This is a genomic window from Rothia sp. HMSC071B01 (assembly GCF_001808945.1).
Classification (GTDB): Bacteria; Actinomycetota; Actinomycetes; order Actinomycetales; family Micrococcaceae; genus Rothia.
On record NZ_KV795070.1, the window covers coordinates 380,264 to 398,166 of the forward strand.

The window sequence follows — 17,903 nt, forward strand, 5'->3', positions numbered from 1 at the left end:
CCCGCCGCATTCCTGTCAGTACTGTGCAGCATGCGCCCGCGCTACGCTGCACATCTATTTCACACGCCACCCGCACACTACCCACGCTTTCAAACCGCACCCTCAAGGAGAACCATGAGCGCCCCCATCTTCTACATCAGCACGGAAGAATACGACGCACTCACCCCCGGCGCCACCTGCGCGCTCGGCGGTTCCGAAGGCAAGCACGCCCTCGTCAAGCGCCTTGAGCTCGGCGAACGCATCGACCTGGGTGACGGCACCGGCCGCCGCGCACTCGGTACGGTCGCCTCCATCAATGCGGACGGCGTGAGCGTGCAAGTGCAGGAGCTGCGCGAGGAACGCAGCGTGCCCTCCATCTACCTGGTGCAGGCGCTCGCGAAGGACGGTCGTGACCTGCTCGCCATCGAAACCGCGACTGAGCTGGGCGTGTACGGTGTGCTTCCGTGGAGCGCGGACCGCTCCATCGTGCGCTGGAAGGGGGAGCGCGCCTCCAAGGCACACACCAAGTGGCAGAATACCGTCACCGCCGCGGCAAAGCAGTCGCGCCGCGCGCTCATTCCCGAAGTGTACGACCTGTACAGCACCGCCGACCTGGTGGAACTCATTGAAGAAGTTGCCGGGGAGAGTTCTGAGCAGTCCGCCGCCGTGTTCATCCTGCATGAGCAGGCGACCGAACGCCTCAGCGCCCTGGCACGCACGCTTGTGGAGGCGGAGAACCTGCCCGAAGAAATCTACCTGCTCGTCGGCCCCGAAGGCGGCATCAGCGACCGCGAAGTGCAGCTCTTCACCGATGCCGGTGCGCAGCTGGCACTACTCGGTGACGAGGTGTTGCGTTCCTCCACCGCCGGTTCTGCCGCCATGTGCACCCTGAACGTGGTGCTGGGCCGCTGGTAGAGCGTCGCTGATAGAACCCAGCCCGAGCGTGACACATCACACCCATCTATACTTGTAAATACATCACTAGCCAAGGAGCCCATATGACTACCTCCCGACCTCTCTCGACCGCGCGCACCGTATCCTTCAAGAGCGCCGCAGAAATGATCGCCGTGCTCGGCCCGCAGGACGCGCACTTGGCGATTATCGAGGACTACTTCGAGCAGATTAGCCTGCGCCCCAAGGACCTGGACGTGCTCATCACCGGCCCCTCCGAGGCCGTCAACACCGCTGCAAAGCTGCTGAACGAACTGCGCGTGCTCTCCAGCCACGACACGCAGATTACCGTGCAGGTCATTCACCGCCTCATGGGCATGCTCGGCGACGAACTGAGCAACCCGGCGCACTCGCTGTCCACCAGCATCCTCTCCACCCGCGGCACCACGATTCGCCCCAAGACCATTAACCAGAAGAAGTATGTGGACGCTATCGACGCGAACACCGTCATCTTCGGTATCGGCCCGGCGGGTACCGGTAAGACCTACCTCGCCATGGCGAAGGCTGTGCAGGCGCTGCAGACCCACGAAGTGAACCGCATTATCCTCACCCGCCCCGCCGTGGAGGCTGGCGAGCGTCTGGGCTTCCTGCCCGGCACCCTCAACGAGAAGATCGACCCGTACCTGCGCCCGCTCTACGACGCACTGCACGACATGCTCGAACCCGAAACCATCCCCAAGCTCATGGAGGCGGGCACCATTGAGGTCGCACCGCTGGCGTACATGCGCGGCCGCACCCTCAACGACGCATTCATCATCCTTGACGAGGCGCAGAACACCACCGCCGAGCAGATGAAGATGTTCCTGACCCGCCTGGGCTTCGGCTCGAAGATGGTCATTACCGGTGACATCACCCAGATTGACCTGCCCGGTGGCGCCGCCTCCGGCCTGAAGCAAGTGCGCAACATTCTGCAGGGTGTGGAGGATATTCACTTCAGCATCCTGGAATCCTCCGACGTGGTTCGCCACACCCTGGTCTCGAATATCGTCTCCGCCTACGACCAGTGGGGCGAAGACCAGAAGGCGATGGAACGCAAGCGCAACCGCAAGGTCAAGCGCGCTACCATCGAGGCCGCAGCCGAGAAGCTGCTGGACCGCGCAGGCATTAACGGCGGCTCCGAAAAGAACGCCGAGCAGAACCCCGCTAACGCACAGACCACCCCGGAAGGACGCTAAACGGTGGCAGAGATCGAATTCGACTGTGAAGAACCCGCAACCGGTGCCGACCCGGCAACCGACGCCTTCATCCGCGAATCTTTCGAAGCGGTAGACACCGAGGTGCTCACCCGCCTCGTCGAGCACGCCTTCAAACGCATGCACCTTGCCGATGACACCTACCTGTCCATCGCCATCGTGAACGAAGACGAAATGGAACGCGTGCACATCGAATGGATGGACCTGCCCGGCGCAACCGACGTGATGAGCTTCCCCATGGACGAACTGGAACCGGGAACCCCCGAAAACCCCTCCAGCGGCATGCTCGGCGACATCATCCTCTGCCCGCCCGTCGCCGCACGTCAGGGCGCAGATGCGGGCCACAGCACCCTTGACGAGCTGTGCCTGCTCACCACCCACGGCATTCTGCACTGCCTGGGCTACGACCACGGCACCGCCGAAGAGGAAGCTGAAATGTTCGGCATTCAGCGCTCCATCCTCGAAGAGTTCCTGGGCCGCCCGGCACCGGTCGAAACCCGACACTAGGGGAGCGGCGTGGACATTCTACTCACAGCCCTCCTCGCCGTTCTCGCGCTCTGCCTGACCGTGGTCGCGGCAATCGCCGAAACCGCATTCACCTACCTGCCGCACAACGAGGCTGAGGAAGCAGTGGAGGCACACCCGGACACCCTCGGTGCCCGCGTCCTGCAGCGCACCCTCGACGGTGACTCCGAGGCGTACACGCACCCGCTGCGCCTGACCCGCCTCATTGCGGCAGCCGCCGCGGTGCTCGCCACCATGACCTGCCTGCTGAACCTGGTCGAGGTGCACGCGCTCGCCGTCGTGTTGACCCTCGTGATCGTTGCGCTGGTGGGCTACCCGATTCTGCATGTGCTGGCGCGTGCTCTGGGTCGTAACCGCCCGGTCGCGTCGATTCGTGTGCTGGCTCGCCCGGTGCACTACCTGTCGGTTCTGCTGAGCCCGGCGACCGGTCTGCTCGATAAGCTCAGTGTGCGCCTGGCGCCGGAACGTTCGGCTGAGGCCCCGGTGGGCGTGTTCGATGAGGAGGAGCTGCGCGAGTTCCTGGACCGCGCCTCCGACGCTGAAACCATTGAGGATGACGAGGCGCAAATGGTGCAGTCCGTCTTTGAGATGGACGATACCCGCATCCGTTCGCTCATGGTTCCGCGTACCGACATGCTCACCGTCAGCCGTGACACCACTCTGCGTGAGGCGCTGAGCCTGTTCCTGCGTTCGGGTTATTCGCGTATGCCGGTGATTGGTGATTCGAGCGATGAGATTCTGGGCGTGCTCTACCTGAAGGACGCGATGCGCGCCTTCATCCTGCACGGTGAGGCGCCGGAGGGTACCGCCCTGCCGACCGTGGTTGAGCTGATGCGCCCGGCTCGTTTTGAGCCCGAGTCGAAGCGCGCCATGGACCTGCTGCGTGAGATGCAGCGTGAGTCCACGCACGTGGCGATCATTGTTGATGAGTACGGTGGCACCGCCGGTCTGATCACGCTTGAGGACCTGATTGAGGAGCTGGTCGGCGATATCTCTGATGAGTACGACCGTGAGAGCCCCGAGTACACGCTGAACGACGACGGTACGTTCCGTCTCTCTGCCCGTCTGGGTATTGATGAGCTGGGCGAGATTTTCGGTCGTGAACTCGAGGATGAAGATGTTGATACGGTGGGCGGTCTGCTCGCTAAGCATCTGGGCATGGTGCCGATTGTTGGTTCTGAGATTGAGATTGACGGCATTCATATTCGTGCGATTGGTTCGTCGGGCCGCCGCCACCAGGTGGATATGCTGCAGGCGTGGTATGAGCCGCCTCGTGACGAGCAGCAGGGTGCTGAAGGTTCCCCGGCCTCTTCCTCGGAGCCTAATTCCGCGGAGGTTGCTGACCTTCTCACCGTGGATACGGAGCCGCCCGCTGTGGCTGAGCCGCATGCGCATCCGGATCTTCCGGGAGATATTGCAGAGGCTGAACCTGCCACCGATCAGCACGGCAACCGCTAGATATCGAACATAGACGCCGCATTTTCCCTAACACACTTTGAGTCGGCCGCCCCGCCTCGGAAGGCGCAGGCAGATGAGGCTGGCACCCCATACACCCCGCCCGGGGTTTGACCCCGGGATTTAACAAGGAGAAACACATGGACCAGGAGTACACCCCGCTCGATTTGAGCATGCTGGACTTGAGCACCCCGCTGCCGACCTACCCGGCAGATTTCCGTTCGGGCTTCGCGTCGCTGGTGGGCCGCCCGAATGCGGGTAAGTCTACTCTGACGAACGCTATGGTCGGTCAGAAGGTGGCTATCACCTCGAACCGTCCGCAGACGACCCGCCACACGATCCGCGGTATTGTGCACAAGGACGAGTACCAGCTGATTCTGGTGGACACCCCGGGTATTCACCGCCCCCGCACTCTGCTGGGTGAGCGTCTGAACGACCTGGTGGCAAGCACCCTTTCGCAGGTGGATGTGCTGGGCTTCTGCATTCCGGCGAATGAAAAGATTGGCCCGGGTGACCGCTATATTGCCTCGCAGCTGGTGGCGTCGAGCAATAAGCCGGTGGTTGCTATTGTGACGAAGGCTGACACAGTGAGCTCTGAGGAGCTGCGTGAGCAGCTGCTGGCTGTTGAGGCGCTCGGCGAGGAGGTCATGAGCGCTGAGCGTGCGGCTCGTGCTAAGCGTGCCGCGCATCGTGCGAAGCAGAAGGGTAAGGGCCCCAAGGGTAAGGGCGGCAAGAATGATGCTGTGCCTTTCGCGAAGGGTTCGGGTCCTGCGGCTAAGCGCCATGCCGGTGAGGTTGCTGAGCCGATGCCGGTTGACGGTAAGGGCGGCTGGGCTGCGATTATCCCGGTGTCTGCTGTGAAGCATTTCCAGGTGGATGCGGTTGCTGACCTGCTGGCGCAGTACACTCCGCTGTCGCCGCCGCTGTACCCGGACGGTGAGCTGACCGATGAGCCAGAAGCAACCCTCATCGCGGAACTCGTGCGTGAAGCGGCACTGGAGGGTGCGCGTGAGGAGCTACCCCACTCGATTGCTGTGACGGTTGAGGAGATGGAGTTCCGTGAGGGCCGCCCGGCGGATAACCCGCTGCTGGATGTGCACGTGAACCTGTATGTGGAGCGTGAGTCGCAGAAGTACATCATTATCGGTAAGGGCGGCTCGAATCTGCGCAAGATTGGTACGAAGGCTCGTGAGCAGATTGAGGCGATGCTCGGTACCCGTATTTATTTGAATATTCATGTGAAGGTTGCGAAGGAGTGGCAGTCTGACGCGCGTGCGTTGAACCGCTTGGGATTCTAGTAGCTTTCCTGAGCGCATCGCCCAGAGAATTTGCGCTGCGAGGTCACCCCTGCGAGGTCACCCCGAAAGGTGGCCCTGAGAGGTTGTCTTCGGGGTGGGCGCGCATCCATAGTTTTCACCCGGTGACTTGCAGAAATATGTGCATGCCTCCGGGTGAAACTTTTCACTCTCATTCGGCGCTCATAGGGAAGAGTGTTACTCTGAGAAAGCACTTGCTCACCGGCAGAAAGAGAAAAGGTATGCCCCAGGCACCTCGTTTACGAAGCACCGGTCGTCATATGCGCACGACGGTGATGACTTCAAACCGCAATAAGTGGATTGCTCTGCTTACTGCTTGCATGCTCGTCATTGTTGTTGGCTTTGGTGGCGTGTTGGCTCTGCGTATGCGCAATAATCTGCATACTCAGGAGCTGAACATCAGCAATTACAAGGACGGCCTGGAAAACGGCGCCTTGGACATTCTCGTGATTGGCTCCGATACCCGTAAGGGTAATAACGGTGCGTACGGTGATGAGGATGACCGCAATTCTGAGGCTCGCGCGGACGTGATGATGCTGCTGCAGATCAGCAAGGACCGTAAGAATGTGAGCGTGCTGTCGTTCCCGCGTGACTTGATGGTTGATGTGCCGCAGTGTACTGATCCTGAGAGCGGTACCGTGTACCCGGCCGAGGAGAACGTTCAGATTAACGAGTCTCTGTCTCGCGGTGGCCCCGGTTGTACTGTGGCGACCATTAGCAAGCTGACCGGTGTGAATATTGACCACTTCATGTTGGTGGACTTTAACGCTGTGAAGGAGCTGTCGAAGGTTGTTGGCGGCGTTCAGGTGTGTGTGGACGCTCCGATTGATGACGAGTACAGTGGCTTGAAGCTTCCTGCCGGTACTTCTTCGGTTGAGGGTGAGCAGGCTCTTGCGTTCTTGCGTAGCCGCCACGGCTTCTCGGATGGTTCCGATATTGGTCGTATTCAGGCTCAGCAGGGCTTCTTGTCTTCGCTGCTGCGTAAGGTGAAGAGCGAGGGTACTCTGTCGAATCCGGGCCGTCTGATTAACATTGCTGAGGCGATTACTCAGAACGTGACGGTGGATAAGAACCTGGGTAATATCAGCACTCTGGTGGGTGTTGGTGCGGCTCTTGGTGGCGTGGACCTGGCGAATGTTGTGTTTGCGACGGTGCCGACTGAGCCGTGGAGCCAGGATGAGAACCGCCTGCAGATTTCTGCGGATGCTGCGAACGTGTTCCAGCGTCTGCGTGACGATAAGTCGCTGAAGGAGGAGAAGGCTCCGGAGGCGCCGGCTACTGCTGCCGCTCCGGTTCAGCTGGACCGTACGGTTCCGGTGAACGTGTACAACGCGACCGGTCTGGATGGCCGTTCGGCTACGATCGCTTCGGTGATTGAGGGCCTGGGCTACTCGAATGTTACTCCGGGTACCTCGGCTAACCCGACGAACTTCACCACGGTGTTCTACTCGACCGGTTACGAGGCGGAGGCGAAGGAAATCGCCGCAAAGCTGAACGTGACCCGAGTGGTGGCGACCGAAGAGGTTCAGGGCGTGTCGGTGACTATCGGTACTGACTTCCCGTCCGGTGAGGCGATGGAGAAGCAGGAGGCTGCGATTGCGGGTAACGCAACCGGTCAGACTGCTGATCAGAACAAGTGCCAGACTGCTTTCGCCTACTAGGTTCTAGCTAGGGCATAGCGCAGATGCGTGAATTTTGAGTGAGGGGCGTAGCGCCAGAAATGGTGGCTACGCCCCTTTACCGTTAATTCTTTCCAGATGATGGACGGCGCCCCGTGTGCTGTGCCACCGCCTCCGAGCGCTGTGATAGCGTGGAGGCATGACTATTGACGGTGAGAGCATGCGCGGGGTTACCCGCCAGGCAGTGAACCTGCTGCTTATTCGCCGGAACGGGGCACACTAGAATCTGCCGCGACCGTTCCGGCTTTTTGACGCGGCATCTCACCTTCGCATCCTTTCTGATGCACCGCCTTGACCACGGCTGCCGGGGACCGATACCCGGCACGGTACGAGCCCCACAAGTGGGGTAGAGCGAGACGGACCAACCAACAGGAATTCATCATGAAAAACCACCAGAAGCCCAGCCCCATGCCGGTACACAAGTACCGCCCTTTCCACGAGCAGATTGTTGTTGACCTGCCGGACCGCACTTGGCCGGATAAGGTCATTGAGAAGGCTCCGCGCTGGTGCGCAGTGGATCTGCGTGACGGCAACCAGGCGCTGATTGACCCCATGGACACCGACCGTAAGCTTGCGATGTTCAAGCTGCTGGTGAAGATGGGTTACAAGGAAATTGAGGTTGGTTTCCCCTCGGCGTCGCAGACTGACTTTGATTTTGTGCGCACTCTCGTTGAGGATGGCCACATTCCTTCGGACGTGACCATTCAGGTTCTGGTGCAGGCGCGTGAGCACCTGATTGCCCGCACTTTTGAGGCGATTGAGGGCGCGCCGCAGGCGATTGTACACTTCTACAACTCGACCTCCGTGCTGCAGCGTCGCGTGGTGTTCAACCAGGATCAGGAGGGCGTGCTGGATATCGCCCTGCAGGGTGCGCGTCTGTGCCGCAAGTACGAAGAGCAGATGGTCTCTGATACTAAGGTCATCTACGAGTACTCGCCCGAGTCCTTCACCGGCACTGAGCTGGAGTACGCGGCTCGCGTGGTGAACGCTGTGGCTGAGGAGCTGGAGATTGGTCAGAACGGCCGTGAGCTGATTGTGAACTTGCCCGCTACCGTTGAGATGGCTACCCCGAACGTGTACGCCGACTCGGTTGAGTGGATGCACCGCAACCTGAACCACCGTGAGCACATTGTGCTGTCGCTGCACCCGCATAATGACCGCGGTACCGGCGTGGCTGCTGCTGAGCTGGGTTACCTGGCGGGCGCTGACCGTATTGAGGGTTGCCTCTTCGGTAATGGCGAGCGCACCGGTAACGTTGACCTGGTGACGTTGGGTCTGAACATGTACACCCAGGGTATTGATCCGCAGATTGATTTCTCTGATATTGACGGTATCCGTAAGACTGTTGAGTACTGCAACCAGTTGAAGGTGCACGAGCGTTCGCCGTATGGTGGCGACCTGGTGTTCACTGCGTTCTCTGGTTCTCACCAGGACGCTATTAAGAAGGGCTTTGAGGCTCTGGAGCGTACCGCTGCTGAGGCGGGTAAGACCGTGGATGAGGTGTACTGGGAGGTTCCGTACCTGCCGATTGATCCTCGCGATTTGGGTCGTACCTATGAGGCGATTATTCGTGTGAACTCGCAGTCCGGTAAGGGCGGTATGGCGTACCTGCTGAAGCAGGATCACGGTCTGGATCTGCCGCGTCGTGCTCAGGTTGAGTTCTCGAAGATTGTTCAGGCTCGTACTGACGCTGAGGGCGGCGAGATGACCAGCGAGAAGCTGTGGAACATCTTTGCGGATGAGTACCTGCCTGCTGCTGATCCGCAGAACCGTTGGGGTAAGTACCGTATTGAGTCGATTAATATTGATTCGGCTGATACTGGTGCGACTACTCTGCGTGTTGGTCTGAACATTGATGGTCACACGTACACCCGTACTGCTTCGGGTACCGGTCCGGTGGATGCTCTGCAGAACATCCTGTCGGGCGAGGGCGTGGATATTCGCGTGATGGATTATTCGGAGCACACCATGTCGTCTTCGTCGACTGCTAACGCGGCTTGCTATGTTGAGGCTGCTGTTGGTTCTCGCGTGCTGTGGGGTATTGGCGTGGATAACTCGACGACTCGTGCGGCGTTGAAGGCGATGATTTCGGCTGTGAACCGTGCGCTGCGTGATGAGCGTCAGGCGTAGGCGATGACCGTATATGCTTTGTGCGGGGTTTGCGGGTGACCGTTAACCGCGCATGAAGCGGGGGCGGGATGCATACTGGGAGTATGTATCCCGCCCCTTAGTCGTTTAATGTGCGCAGGTATTGTGTGTACCGGCGGTTTGTGGGGCGAATAATCTGCGGAGAGGAACTCTCATGAAAAGCTACGCGATGGTGTTTAGCCCCGTTGATGCGGCGGGCACCGATTCTTCTGTTCGTGCCTGGAATTATGAGCTGCGCGGTGGTGATGATACTGCTCTGCCTGCAGGTTCCACCGAGGTGTGGGAGGCTGGCTGGGTGGGTTCGACTGGTCCCGGTATTGAGCAGGATCAGTGGCCGCGCAGTACGTTTACTGGTTTGCCAATGCAGCATATTTTTACGGTGAGGTTGCCGGGGGAGTACCTGCCGGATGCGCAGAAGTATCCGGGCGTTGTGGCGTTCTCTTTCTTCGCTGGTGATGGCCAGTTCGCTGAGGATGAGGCGACTGAGGGTGTTGCTAATGCTGCTAGTGATGACCCGTTTGAGGTGCAGTATGCGCAGGCGCGGGTGCATCCGTACCAGTTGTTGTTGCGCGATATTTTGGATGCCGAGTTTGCGGTGCTGTACCTGAGTGAGGAGGAGTTCTCATCCCGTACGGAGCCGCCGCAGGATGTGCGCCGGCCCGGTGAGCATCGTGGTGAGGAGGAGAGCTTCAGCGCCTGGGCTTTGGCGGATCGTCAGCAGCCGCTGGCTCGTAAGCCTGCTCTGGTGGGGTGGGTTCCGACGGATGACCCGAATGCCGGTAAGGTCCCCAGCGATGTGTTTGAGAATGTGGACCCGCAGACTGGTTATCTGAGTCCTTTCGATTGGGATGCTGAGGATTCGGCGTGGTTTGAGTGGGCGAAGCCGCTGATTGCGGTGGGTACTCACCTGGGTGGCACTCATTTTTATGCGCAGGCTCTGCCGGAGGGTCTGACGGCTCGTTATATTGAGTTCGATGAGTTTGATGTGCTGAATTTTGGGTGCGGTAGCGCTGTTTTTGATTTTGAGACTGGTGTTTTCGACTGGTCGTGCGGCTAGTACGCTTGCGCCGGAGAACGCGCCGCTGACGCACCTTCGACGCGCCGGAGAGCGCGCCTTTGAGGTGTTTGCGCGGCCTCCTTGAGCCGTAGATGAGCCGTGGATAAGCCCCGGATGCACCGCGGTGTACCGCCGGAACCGGCACCCTGAGCGTTTCACAGTGTGGACGGGGCGGTTTGCGGAAGTTCCACATCACCTTCGGCGAACCGCCCCGGGTGGGTGCGCCTCCTGTATCCTTGAATGCGTGGAATGGATTCAAGCAATTATTTTGGGCTTCGTTCAGGGCCTTACCGAATTTCTGCCGATTTCATCATCGGCGCATCTGAACATTGTTGGTCAGATCCTGCCGGAGAGGGCTGACCCGGGCGCCGCGTTTACCGCAATCACCCAGCTGGGTACTGAGACTGCGGTTCTGATTTTCTTCTGGCGCGATCTTGTTCGCATCCTGAAGTCCTGGTTCGGATCCTTGACCGGCCGCGTACCGCGCAACGACCCGGATGCCCGCATGGGTTGGCTGATTATTCTCGGCTCCCTGCCCATCGGCGTTCTGGGTCTGCTGCTGGAAGACTACATTGACACCCAGTTCCGTAGCCTGTGGATTGTGGCAACCATGCTGATTGTCTTCGCAGTGTTCCTGGGTCTTGCGGACCGTTTCGGCCGCGAGCAGCGTGAGCTGAAGGACCTGACTTTCCGTCACGGTCTGCTGTATGGTTGCGCGCAGGCGCTGGCGCTGATTCCGGGTGTTTCTCGTTCGGGCGGTACCATTACCGCGGGTCTGTTCATGGGTTACACCCGTGAGGCTGCGGCGCGTTACTCGTTCCTTCTGGCGATGCCCGCCGTGTTCATGTCTGGTCTGTACAAGACCTTTAAGGTGGTCACCGGCGAGGAGGCGACCGGCTACTACGGTATCCCGTCGACTATCGTGGCGACCATCGTCGCGTTCGTGGTGGGCTACCTGATGATTGGCTGGTTCCTGAAGTACGTGTCTTCGAAGTCCTACGGCATTTTCATCTGGTACCGCATTGCGCTCGGTATCCTGATTTTCGTTGGTCTGGGCACTGGCGTTCTGAACGCTACTTCTTCGGCGTTCTAAGGCTTTAGCCCTCAGCGTGATATGACATACCCGTCCGTGAGTTTCTCACGGGCGGGTATTCTTATTAGAGTAGATTTTTTGGCACCCGCATGCTCTGAGGTTGGGCGGCGGGTGTGGCGCGTCCACCGGTTGTGGGCGTTTTTACGGAAAGGAAACCCATGCGAGCTTGGGATGCCCCCGCCTCTGTGACTCTGCCCGGTCAGGCTGCGCTGCCGCGTATTTTTGATACCGCGGCTGGTGAGATTGTTCAGGTTCAGGAGGATAAAGCGGCGAGCCTGTACGTTTGCGGTATCACCCCGTACGACGCGACGCATATGGGTCACGCCTCCACCTATGTTGCTTTTGACTTGCTGCACCGCGCCTGGCTGGATGCGGGCGTGCCGGTCACCTACGTGCAGAACGTGACCGATGTGGACGACCCGCTGCTGGAGCGTGCGACCGCGACGAATGTTGATTGGCGTGAGCTGGCTGAGGATCAGACTGAGCTGTTCCGCACCGACATGAAGGCGCTGAACGTGATTCCGCCGGCGCACTATGTGGGTGTGGTGGAGTCCATTGAGTGGCTGTTCCCGCTGATTGAGGATTTGCTGCGCCGCGGCCTGGCGTACCGCGTGCCCGGTTTCACGGACGAGCAGGGTGTGGTGCATCCTGACGGTGACGTGTACCTGGATCTGAAGGCTGTGCGTGAGCTGCCCGCGAACGCTGAGGGCTACTCGTGGGCGCCGGGCGAGGTCTGCCACTTGAGCCGTGATGAGATGCTGGAGATTTTCGCTGAGCGCGGCGGCGACCCGAACCGTGCCGGTAAGCGTGACGCACTGGATCCGCTGCTGTGGCGTATTGAGCGTGAGGGCGAGCCGAGCTGGGATGCCGGCGAGCTGGGCGCGGGCCGCCCGGGCTGGCACATCGAGTGCACGATGATTGCCCGCCGTTTTGTGGATGGTTCGCTGACCGTTCAGGCTGGCGGTAACGACTTGACGTTCCCGCACCATGATTTGGGCGCGGGCCATTCGTGGGCTGTGTCTGCACGCCCGCACGCTAAGCATTACGCGCACACCGGCATGGTCGGTTTGGATGGCCACAAGATGAGCAAGTCCCGCGGTAACCTGGTGCTGGTTTCGCGTCTGCGTGCGGCCGGTGAGGATGCGAACGCGGTGCGTCTGGCGATTATGGGTCAGCATTACCGTTCGGATTGGTTCTGGACTGATGAGCTCCTGGAGCACGCGAAGGCTCGCCTGGATACGTACCGTCATGCGGTGTCGGTGGCTGAGGGCCGTGAGGGTTCCGAAGGTGTCACCGATGAGGCGGCTGTTGAGCTGCTGGCCGCTGTGCGTGAGGCGCTCGGTGAGGACCTGAACGCTCCGGCGGCGTTGGCGGCTGTGGATGCGTGGGCTGTGAAGGCTCTGGCGGACACTACCGTCGGCGGTGGCGCGCTGGTGCGTGACATCCTGGCGGCACGCCTGGGCGTGGTCCTCTAAGATGGCTGCGTCTGTCATTGAGGAGCTGTATGCTCTTCGCCCGTACGACCGTGAGGCGGTCGATGCGCTCGCCGCAGAGATGTTAGCTGAGGTTCGCACGTACGAGGCGCAGAAGGAAGCGTAGGGCTTCTGAGAGCAATATAAGCCCAACAAGGGGGTGGGTGATCCTGGAATACTCCAGGGTCACCCACCCCCTTGCGTTTAACCGGTTGTAGAACCCAATAACTGGTGTTACTCTTCAGCAACTAGTCCTGAGCGGCTAGTCTTCGGTGTCTACAAATTCCTCACGGAAAATCTGTTCACCGGCAAGAACCTCATCAAGGAGCTTCTCCTGAGCAGGTTCCAGATGCACCAGGTGCGTAAGAGTGTAGAGCAGACGCTCATACTCTTCGCTCCAGGCAAGCGGCCATTCTCGCTGAACAATGTCGTTGAGCGAGGAACTCCACTTTGTTTCCGGATCCTTGAGGCGGTACTTAGCCCACATACCTAGTACCCGATTACCACCGACGGTGTAATCAAAGACGCGCTTTTCCACGTTCTCGCAGCGAGCCTCACCGAAGGAGACGGTGCCCATTACGGGGTTGTTCTCTTCCTCAGAGAGGCTATTGACCGGGTCGGGGGAGAAGCTGGGCTTCTTCTCCGGCATCGTCCTACCCATGTCTACCGTCGGGGTAGGCAGGGTGTAGTCTGCACCTTCGGGAAGCTGGTGCAGGTATTTCATACCCGGTAGCGGCTCACCGCGCTCACCGTAGGTGTGTAGCCACACAACCTGCTTACCGAGCTGAACGGCACGTTCCCAGAGCTCCGGGTCCGCAGTGAGGGGCACGCGAATACCCGCATGCTGGAGCGGCTTGTCAAAGGTGCGCACGTAGCCGGGGTGTCCGGTGAGTGCCGCTAGGTAGTAGACGAGGTCGCCGGGGGCATTAGCTCCGAAGCGTTCGCTCAGAATCTGAGCAGCAGCTTCAGTAAGGTTTGGCGCGCCAGCCTCGGTCAACGTGGGGTGGACACGGCCTCCTTGGCTGCCCTTGAACCCATGCATATCTGGGATTAAGTAGTGAAAGTACAGTCCCGGCCCCATACCCACGTATTCATTGTGAAGCTCAGCGATAAATATCTGCTTAGCAGTACGATAACCCCACAACGCTGGTCTAGGAGTATCAGCAAGCCGAGAATCAGCAAAGACATACTGCCGGTCAAAAGCTCGGTATCCCACCGGTACAATATTCGGTGCGTCCGGAATGACTTCGCGAGCAATCTGATCGTTCAGGCTTTCACGGCTCCCCTGGAACGTATCGGTACCCGGAAGTGGCTTCTTAGCCTTTGTAGTCTTTGCATCACGTGTTTCTTTGAACCGCTCAGCACGTACTTCCAAATCGTTACCTTCGATGAGTTCCGCCCAACGTTCCTGTAGCACACTTTCAGAGGGTGCGTAAACCCAAGTTCTATTGGGCTTTACACCAGGAGAACAACTAGCGTAGAAATCCGGTAGCTCAGGGTAACTATCCCAATCATCATCCGCCTCAGGAGCGAACTTATCGCCCCAGCCGGAGCGTACCGGTTCAAACTCTGAGCTCCCCAAATCGAGAGTGGCAAGAGCCTGCATTTTCTCCGCAAAGGTACCGTGCAGGGCAACGTAGCGAATATCCGCGGGGGTTTCCTCATCGGTATCTTCTTCACGCAGGAACATCGCGATAGATACAGGGGTCTCGATAGCGAAAATAGCATTCTTCGCTGGAGGTTGCATACCTTCAGGGGTCACATTAATAATCCATCCACGGCTGGACGAACGACGAATATACTCACGCATCCCCGCGAATCCCGGACCCTTCAGATATCCAGATGCGGTAATAAAACAGACAACACCTGCACGTTTGGAGCTATCTGACTGGCTCTCAAAAGCACGGAAAGAATCTTCGAAGACCTTCCAGAAAGCCCAACGCCAAAAGTAGACGTACAGGTTCTTCAGCACATACTCATATCCACCCATACCAGGAGCATGGAAGTCTTCCATAATGGAGGAGGAGTCGTCTTTGGAACGAGGTCCTGAATTGACCCAACCGCCCATTTTCTCCGCTTTAACTTTATACGGCGGATTACCAATGCATACCTGAATAGGCACCTCACGCTTTACCCTAGTTGCCTTATTCGACAACTGAGAAAGCAGACGCAGAGTATTACCGTTCACCGGCTTCTGCTTAGCGTAGGGGTCGCTCAGAGTATCCGCCACATAGAGATTCAGACCGTCCTCCGGAACGTCAGCACCCAGCTCCTTAAGGGTCTGGTTCAGGCGAAGCTCAGCCACGGAGAAAGGACCCGACTGCAGCTCAAAGCCGTACAGGTTCTTTGCCAGACGATTCAGAGCACGAGTGCGCGCAGCAGGAGAGAGGCTTTCCGCACTTGCCACTTTATGCATAACCGACAGCGGATAGGTGCCGGTACCCATCGCCGGGTCAATCACGGACACACCCTCACTCGCCAGACCGTGCTCCTTGCCCAGGTAGGTGCGCAGAGCGTCATCCACCAGGCGCACCATCTGATTCACCACTTCAACCGGGGTGTAGTAACTACCAGTCTTCTTACGCTGCGCCGGGTTATAGACCTTCAGGAAGTGCTCGTAGAGGTGCAGATACACATCCGACTTGCCGCCAGAAATATCAGCCCAGGAAGCGGCACCCATGACACGCACAATCACGGCGAGAGCGTTATACAGGGAGCTCTTCTCATCCAGGTGCTCGGTCAGCAGACCCAGCGCATTACCCAGCAGACCGTGTTGGGAACGCAAACGACTCGCCATGGTCGAGAATGTCTCAAGACTTAGGTCGTGACCCTCTGAGAGGGCAACCACCAGCGAAAACACAACCGTCTGTGCAAAGCTATCGGCAAACTCTTCATTACTGGTACTCGGGGCGAGAGTATCGCGCCAATCCTTACGCAGACCCACCAGCGGGGGAGGAATCACAAAATCCTCTTCACCCTTCTTCTTAGCTTTCGCTTGATCCGCTTTATAGGTCTTTTCCTGCGCAGCAAGGCCCAAAAGCATCTCTTCACGTAGCAAAGCAGCAAGGGGAGCGAGAGTTTCCACCAACTGTCCAGCACTCTTAATCGGAGCGGGAACCCAACGCAAAAAGTTCAGGAAAAACGTCGCGAGAGCATCCGGTGCGCTCAGCGTGCCATGGCCGCTGAAAGAACCATGCATATGCACTGCGTCGTACCCGGTGCTCGTCAGCACCGGTTCGCCATAACGGTATAGACGCCACTCGGTGCCATTGGTGTACAAAAGGTTTGGAAGGTTCCGCAGACGCTGCCACTGCCTATACTCGTGGCTCTTCTTACTAAAAGAAGCGGGGTCAATGTTCTTACCCGGAGCCTTCAGCTCCACGTAACCGGTTAAAACACCATCGACCGTGATGGCGTAATCAGGGCGCACCAGGCCCTCAGAAATTAGCCCCCCCCCGCTGTTTTCAGCGAGGTTTCACGGACGGTCACAACCTTCATCGAATGCAAAGCGCCAAAGTCCTGCAAAAGGGTAGCAACCGGGTTCGTCAGCTGAGCCTCCGGTTCGCCTTCCCCAACGCGCAGATTCTCCCGCACCTGCCTGCCGAACTCGGCAATCAGTGAGTTGAAATCAGTCACAATACTCTTTCCTTTGCCCATAATTCGTGGGCACTAAGGTGTTTCTGCCCGCAGAGGATTTCTGCGAGCTCCCCTCAAGTCTAACCAAAAATAAGTAGCCCTCATTGCTCAACGGTCATCGCTCCATCGGTGCCCCGCATTATCACGCCCGCGGGGTAATGCGCCACAGCCGATTTGCAGACTCCGCTAAAATAGAAAAGGACTTTTTCCGTCCGCAGTTCGCCGCAAAGCGCGAACAGCACAGACTGACCCAAACCCGAGGAGAATCACCCCGTGAGCAGCGGCACCCCCACCCCCACCGGCGCAATCAACCGCCGCGGCCCCTTCCGCCCCGGCGAGCGCGTCCAAATCACTGACGAACGCGGCCGCATCACCACCATCACCCTCGCCGAAGGCGGCGAATACCACTCCCACAAGGGCTTCCTCAAGCATGACGACCTCATCGGCGCACCCGAAGGCACCGTCATCCCCAACACTCACGGCATCCTCTACCAGGCGCTGCGCCCCCTCTACAAGGACTTCGTGCTCTCCATGCCGCGCGGTGCAGCCGTCGTCTACCCCAAGGACGCCGCCCAGATCATCGTCAAGGCAGACATCTTCCCCGGCGCACGCGTCGTCGAGGCCGGCGTTGGCTCCGGTGCACTGTCCATCGCGCTGCTGCGTGCAGTCGGCGACTACGGTTGCGTGCACTCCTTCGAACGTCGTGAAGAGTTCGCAGACGTCGCCCGCGGCAACATTGAAACCATGTTCGGTGGCCCGCACCCGGCGTGGAAGCTGAGCATCGGCGACCTGCAGGACACCCTGCCGCAGGTCGAAGAGCCCGGCAGCGTCGACCGCGTCGTACTCGACATGCTCGCACCCTGGGAATGCCTGGACGCTGTAGCGGAGGCGCTCGCACCCGGCGGCGTGCTCATCTGCTACGTTGCGACCGTGACCCAGATGTCCCGCCTGGTTGAGGGCATGCGCTTGGATGGCCGCTTCACCGAACCCGAATGCGACGAAACCATTGTGCGCGGCTGGCATGTGGAGGGCCTGGCGGTCCGCCCCGACCACCGCATGGTGGCGCACACCGCGTTCCTGGTCGTGGCTCGTCGCCTCGCTGACGGTGCGGTACGCCTGGCGCCGAAGCGTCGCGCATCCAAGACTGACTTCTCTGAAGAGGATATGAACGCGTGGATTCCCATGAACGTGGGTGAGCGTGAGGTGACCGACAAAAAGATTCGCCGCGCAGCCCGCGATGCGAAGAACCTTGCCGCTCACGCCGCACGCGCGAACGAGATTGCGCTGGAACAGAACGGTACCGCGCAAAACGCCATGGAGTCTGAGCAGAACAACGGCGCAGCAGCTGAGGCGACTGAGTCTGCTGAATAATTTGAACCATCTTTGACCTGCGGGGGCA

General features: G+C 59.3%; 14 protein-coding genes. 12 read left to right on the top strand and 2 right to left on the bottom strand.

The window, feature by feature from the left end; translation table 11 throughout:
• The first annotated feature begins 114 nt into the window (after positions 1–114).
• The 11 genes from HMPREF2527_RS03090 (at position 115) to HMPREF2527_RS09950 (ending at position 12,995) form a co-directional block, all read left to right on the top strand.
• On the top strand, positions 115–894 hold the full coding sequence (locus HMPREF2527_RS03090; protein WP_070506266.1) for a 16S rRNA (uracil(1498)-N(3))-methyltransferase: 780 nt from the start codon (positions 115–117) through the stop codon (positions 892–894).
• Between the two features lie 83 nt (positions 895–977).
• Entirely contained in the window at positions 978–2,105 is a 1,128-nt protein-coding gene (locus tag HMPREF2527_RS03095) for a PhoH family protein (protein ID WP_070506267.1), read from the top strand.
• Between the two features lie 3 nt (positions 2,106–2,108).
• Positions 2,109–2,630, top strand: coding sequence for an rRNA maturation RNase YbeY (ybeY, locus tag HMPREF2527_RS03100; protein WP_005505992.1), 522 nt, complete (start codon positions 2,109–2,111; stop codon positions 2,628–2,630).
• A gap of 9 nt (positions 2,631–2,639) precedes the next feature.
• Positions 2,640–4,106, top strand: coding sequence for a hemolysin family protein (locus tag HMPREF2527_RS03105; RefSeq protein ID WP_070506268.1), 1,467 nt, complete (start codon positions 2,640–2,642; stop codon positions 4,104–4,106).
• Between the two features lie 137 nt (positions 4,107–4,243).
• A complete protein-coding gene (locus HMPREF2527_RS03110) occupies positions 4,244–5,401 on the top strand; it encodes a GTPase Era (protein WP_246824755.1) in 1,158 nt (385 codons plus the stop codon).
• A gap of 239 nt (positions 5,402–5,640) precedes the next feature.
• The gene (locus HMPREF2527_RS03115; RefSeq protein WP_070506270.1) at positions 5,641–7,080 is read left to right on the top strand and encodes an LCP family protein; all 1,440 of its coding nucleotides are present in this window, start codon (positions 5,641–5,643) and stop codon (positions 7,078–7,080) included.
• A 399-nt stretch (positions 7,081–7,479) separates the two neighbouring features.
• Positions 7,480–9,228 carry a 2-isopropylmalate synthase gene (gene leuA / locus HMPREF2527_RS03120; RefSeq protein WP_070506271.1) on the top strand — a complete coding sequence of 583 codons (1,749 nt, stop codon included), beginning with the start codon at positions 7,480–7,482 and terminating at the stop codon, positions 9,226–9,228.
• 172 nt (positions 9,229–9,400) lie between these two features.
• Positions 9,401–10,303, top strand: coding sequence for a hypothetical protein (locus tag HMPREF2527_RS03125; RefSeq protein WP_070506273.1), 903 nt, complete (start codon positions 9,401–9,403; stop codon positions 10,301–10,303).
• Between the two features lie 244 nt (positions 10,304–10,547).
• Complete coding sequence (locus HMPREF2527_RS03130; RefSeq protein ID WP_070506274.1) at positions 10,548–11,396, top strand: undecaprenyl-diphosphate phosphatase; 849 nt, start codon at positions 10,548–10,550, stop codon at positions 11,394–11,396.
• A 158-nt stretch (positions 11,397–11,554) separates the two neighbouring features.
• Complete coding sequence (gene mshC, locus HMPREF2527_RS03135; RefSeq protein WP_070506275.1) at positions 11,555–12,871, top strand: cysteine--1-D-myo-inosityl 2-amino-2-deoxy-alpha-D-glucopyranoside ligase; 1,317 nt, start codon at positions 11,555–11,557, stop codon at positions 12,869–12,871.
• A gap of 1 nt (position 12,872) precedes the next feature.
• Positions 12,873–12,995 (top strand): hypothetical protein, encoded by a 123-nt coding sequence (locus HMPREF2527_RS09950; protein ID WP_012903526.1) that lies wholly within the window; start codon positions 12,873–12,875, stop codon positions 12,993–12,995.
• A 135-nt stretch (positions 12,996–13,130) separates the two neighbouring features.
• On the opposite strand, the gene HMPREF2527_RS03140 is transcribed toward HMPREF2527_RS09950, so the two are convergent.
• Together HMPREF2527_RS03140 and HMPREF2527_RS03145 are read right to left on the bottom strand one after the other, a co-directional pair.
• Complete coding sequence (locus tag HMPREF2527_RS03140) at positions 13,131–16,298, bottom strand: type ISP restriction/modification enzyme (RefSeq protein ID WP_141744436.1); 3,168 nt, start codon at positions 16,296–16,298, stop codon at positions 13,131–13,133.
• 14 nt (positions 16,299–16,312) lie between these two features.
• Complete coding sequence (locus HMPREF2527_RS03145; RefSeq protein ID WP_070506278.1) at positions 16,313–16,504, bottom strand: hypothetical protein; 192 nt, start codon at positions 16,502–16,504, stop codon at positions 16,313–16,315.
• Between the two features lie 273 nt (positions 16,505–16,777).
• Here HMPREF2527_RS03145 and HMPREF2527_RS03150 point away from each other — a divergent pair, with 273 nt between their 5' ends.
• Positions 16,778–17,875 carry a tRNA (adenine-N1)-methyltransferase gene (locus tag HMPREF2527_RS03150; RefSeq protein ID WP_070506280.1) on the top strand — a complete coding sequence of 366 codons (1,098 nt, stop codon included), beginning with the start codon at positions 16,778–16,780 and terminating at the stop codon, positions 17,873–17,875.
• The last annotated feature ends 28 nt before the right edge of the window (positions 17,876–17,903 follow it).

Coding starts and splice junctions, on each gene's coding strand:
- HMPREF2527_RS03110 (WP_246824755.1), top strand. CDS start 4,244: ATGGACCAGGAGTACACCCCGCTCGATTTGAGCATGCTGGACTTGAGC.
- HMPREF2527_RS09950 (WP_012903526.1), top strand. CDS start 12,873: ATGGCTGCGTCTGTCATTGAGGAGCTGTATGCTCTTCGCCCGTACGAC.
- leuA (WP_070506271.1), top strand. CDS start 7,480: ATGAAAAACCACCAGAAGCCCAGCCCCATGCCGGTACACAAGTACCGC.
- HMPREF2527_RS03115 (WP_070506270.1), top strand. CDS start 5,641: ATGCCCCAGGCACCTCGTTTACGAAGCACCGGTCGTCATATGCGCACG.
- HMPREF2527_RS03125 (WP_070506273.1), top strand. CDS start 9,401: ATGAAAAGCTACGCGATGGTGTTTAGCCCCGTTGATGCGGCGGGCACC.
- HMPREF2527_RS03095 (WP_070506267.1), top strand. CDS start 978: ATGACTACCTCCCGACCTCTCTCGACCGCGCGCACCGTATCCTTCAAG.
- mshC (WP_070506275.1), top strand. CDS start 11,555: ATGCGAGCTTGGGATGCCCCCGCCTCTGTGACTCTGCCCGGTCAGGCT.
- HMPREF2527_RS03090 (WP_070506266.1), top strand. CDS start 115: ATGAGCGCCCCCATCTTCTACATCAGCACGGAAGAATACGACGCACTC.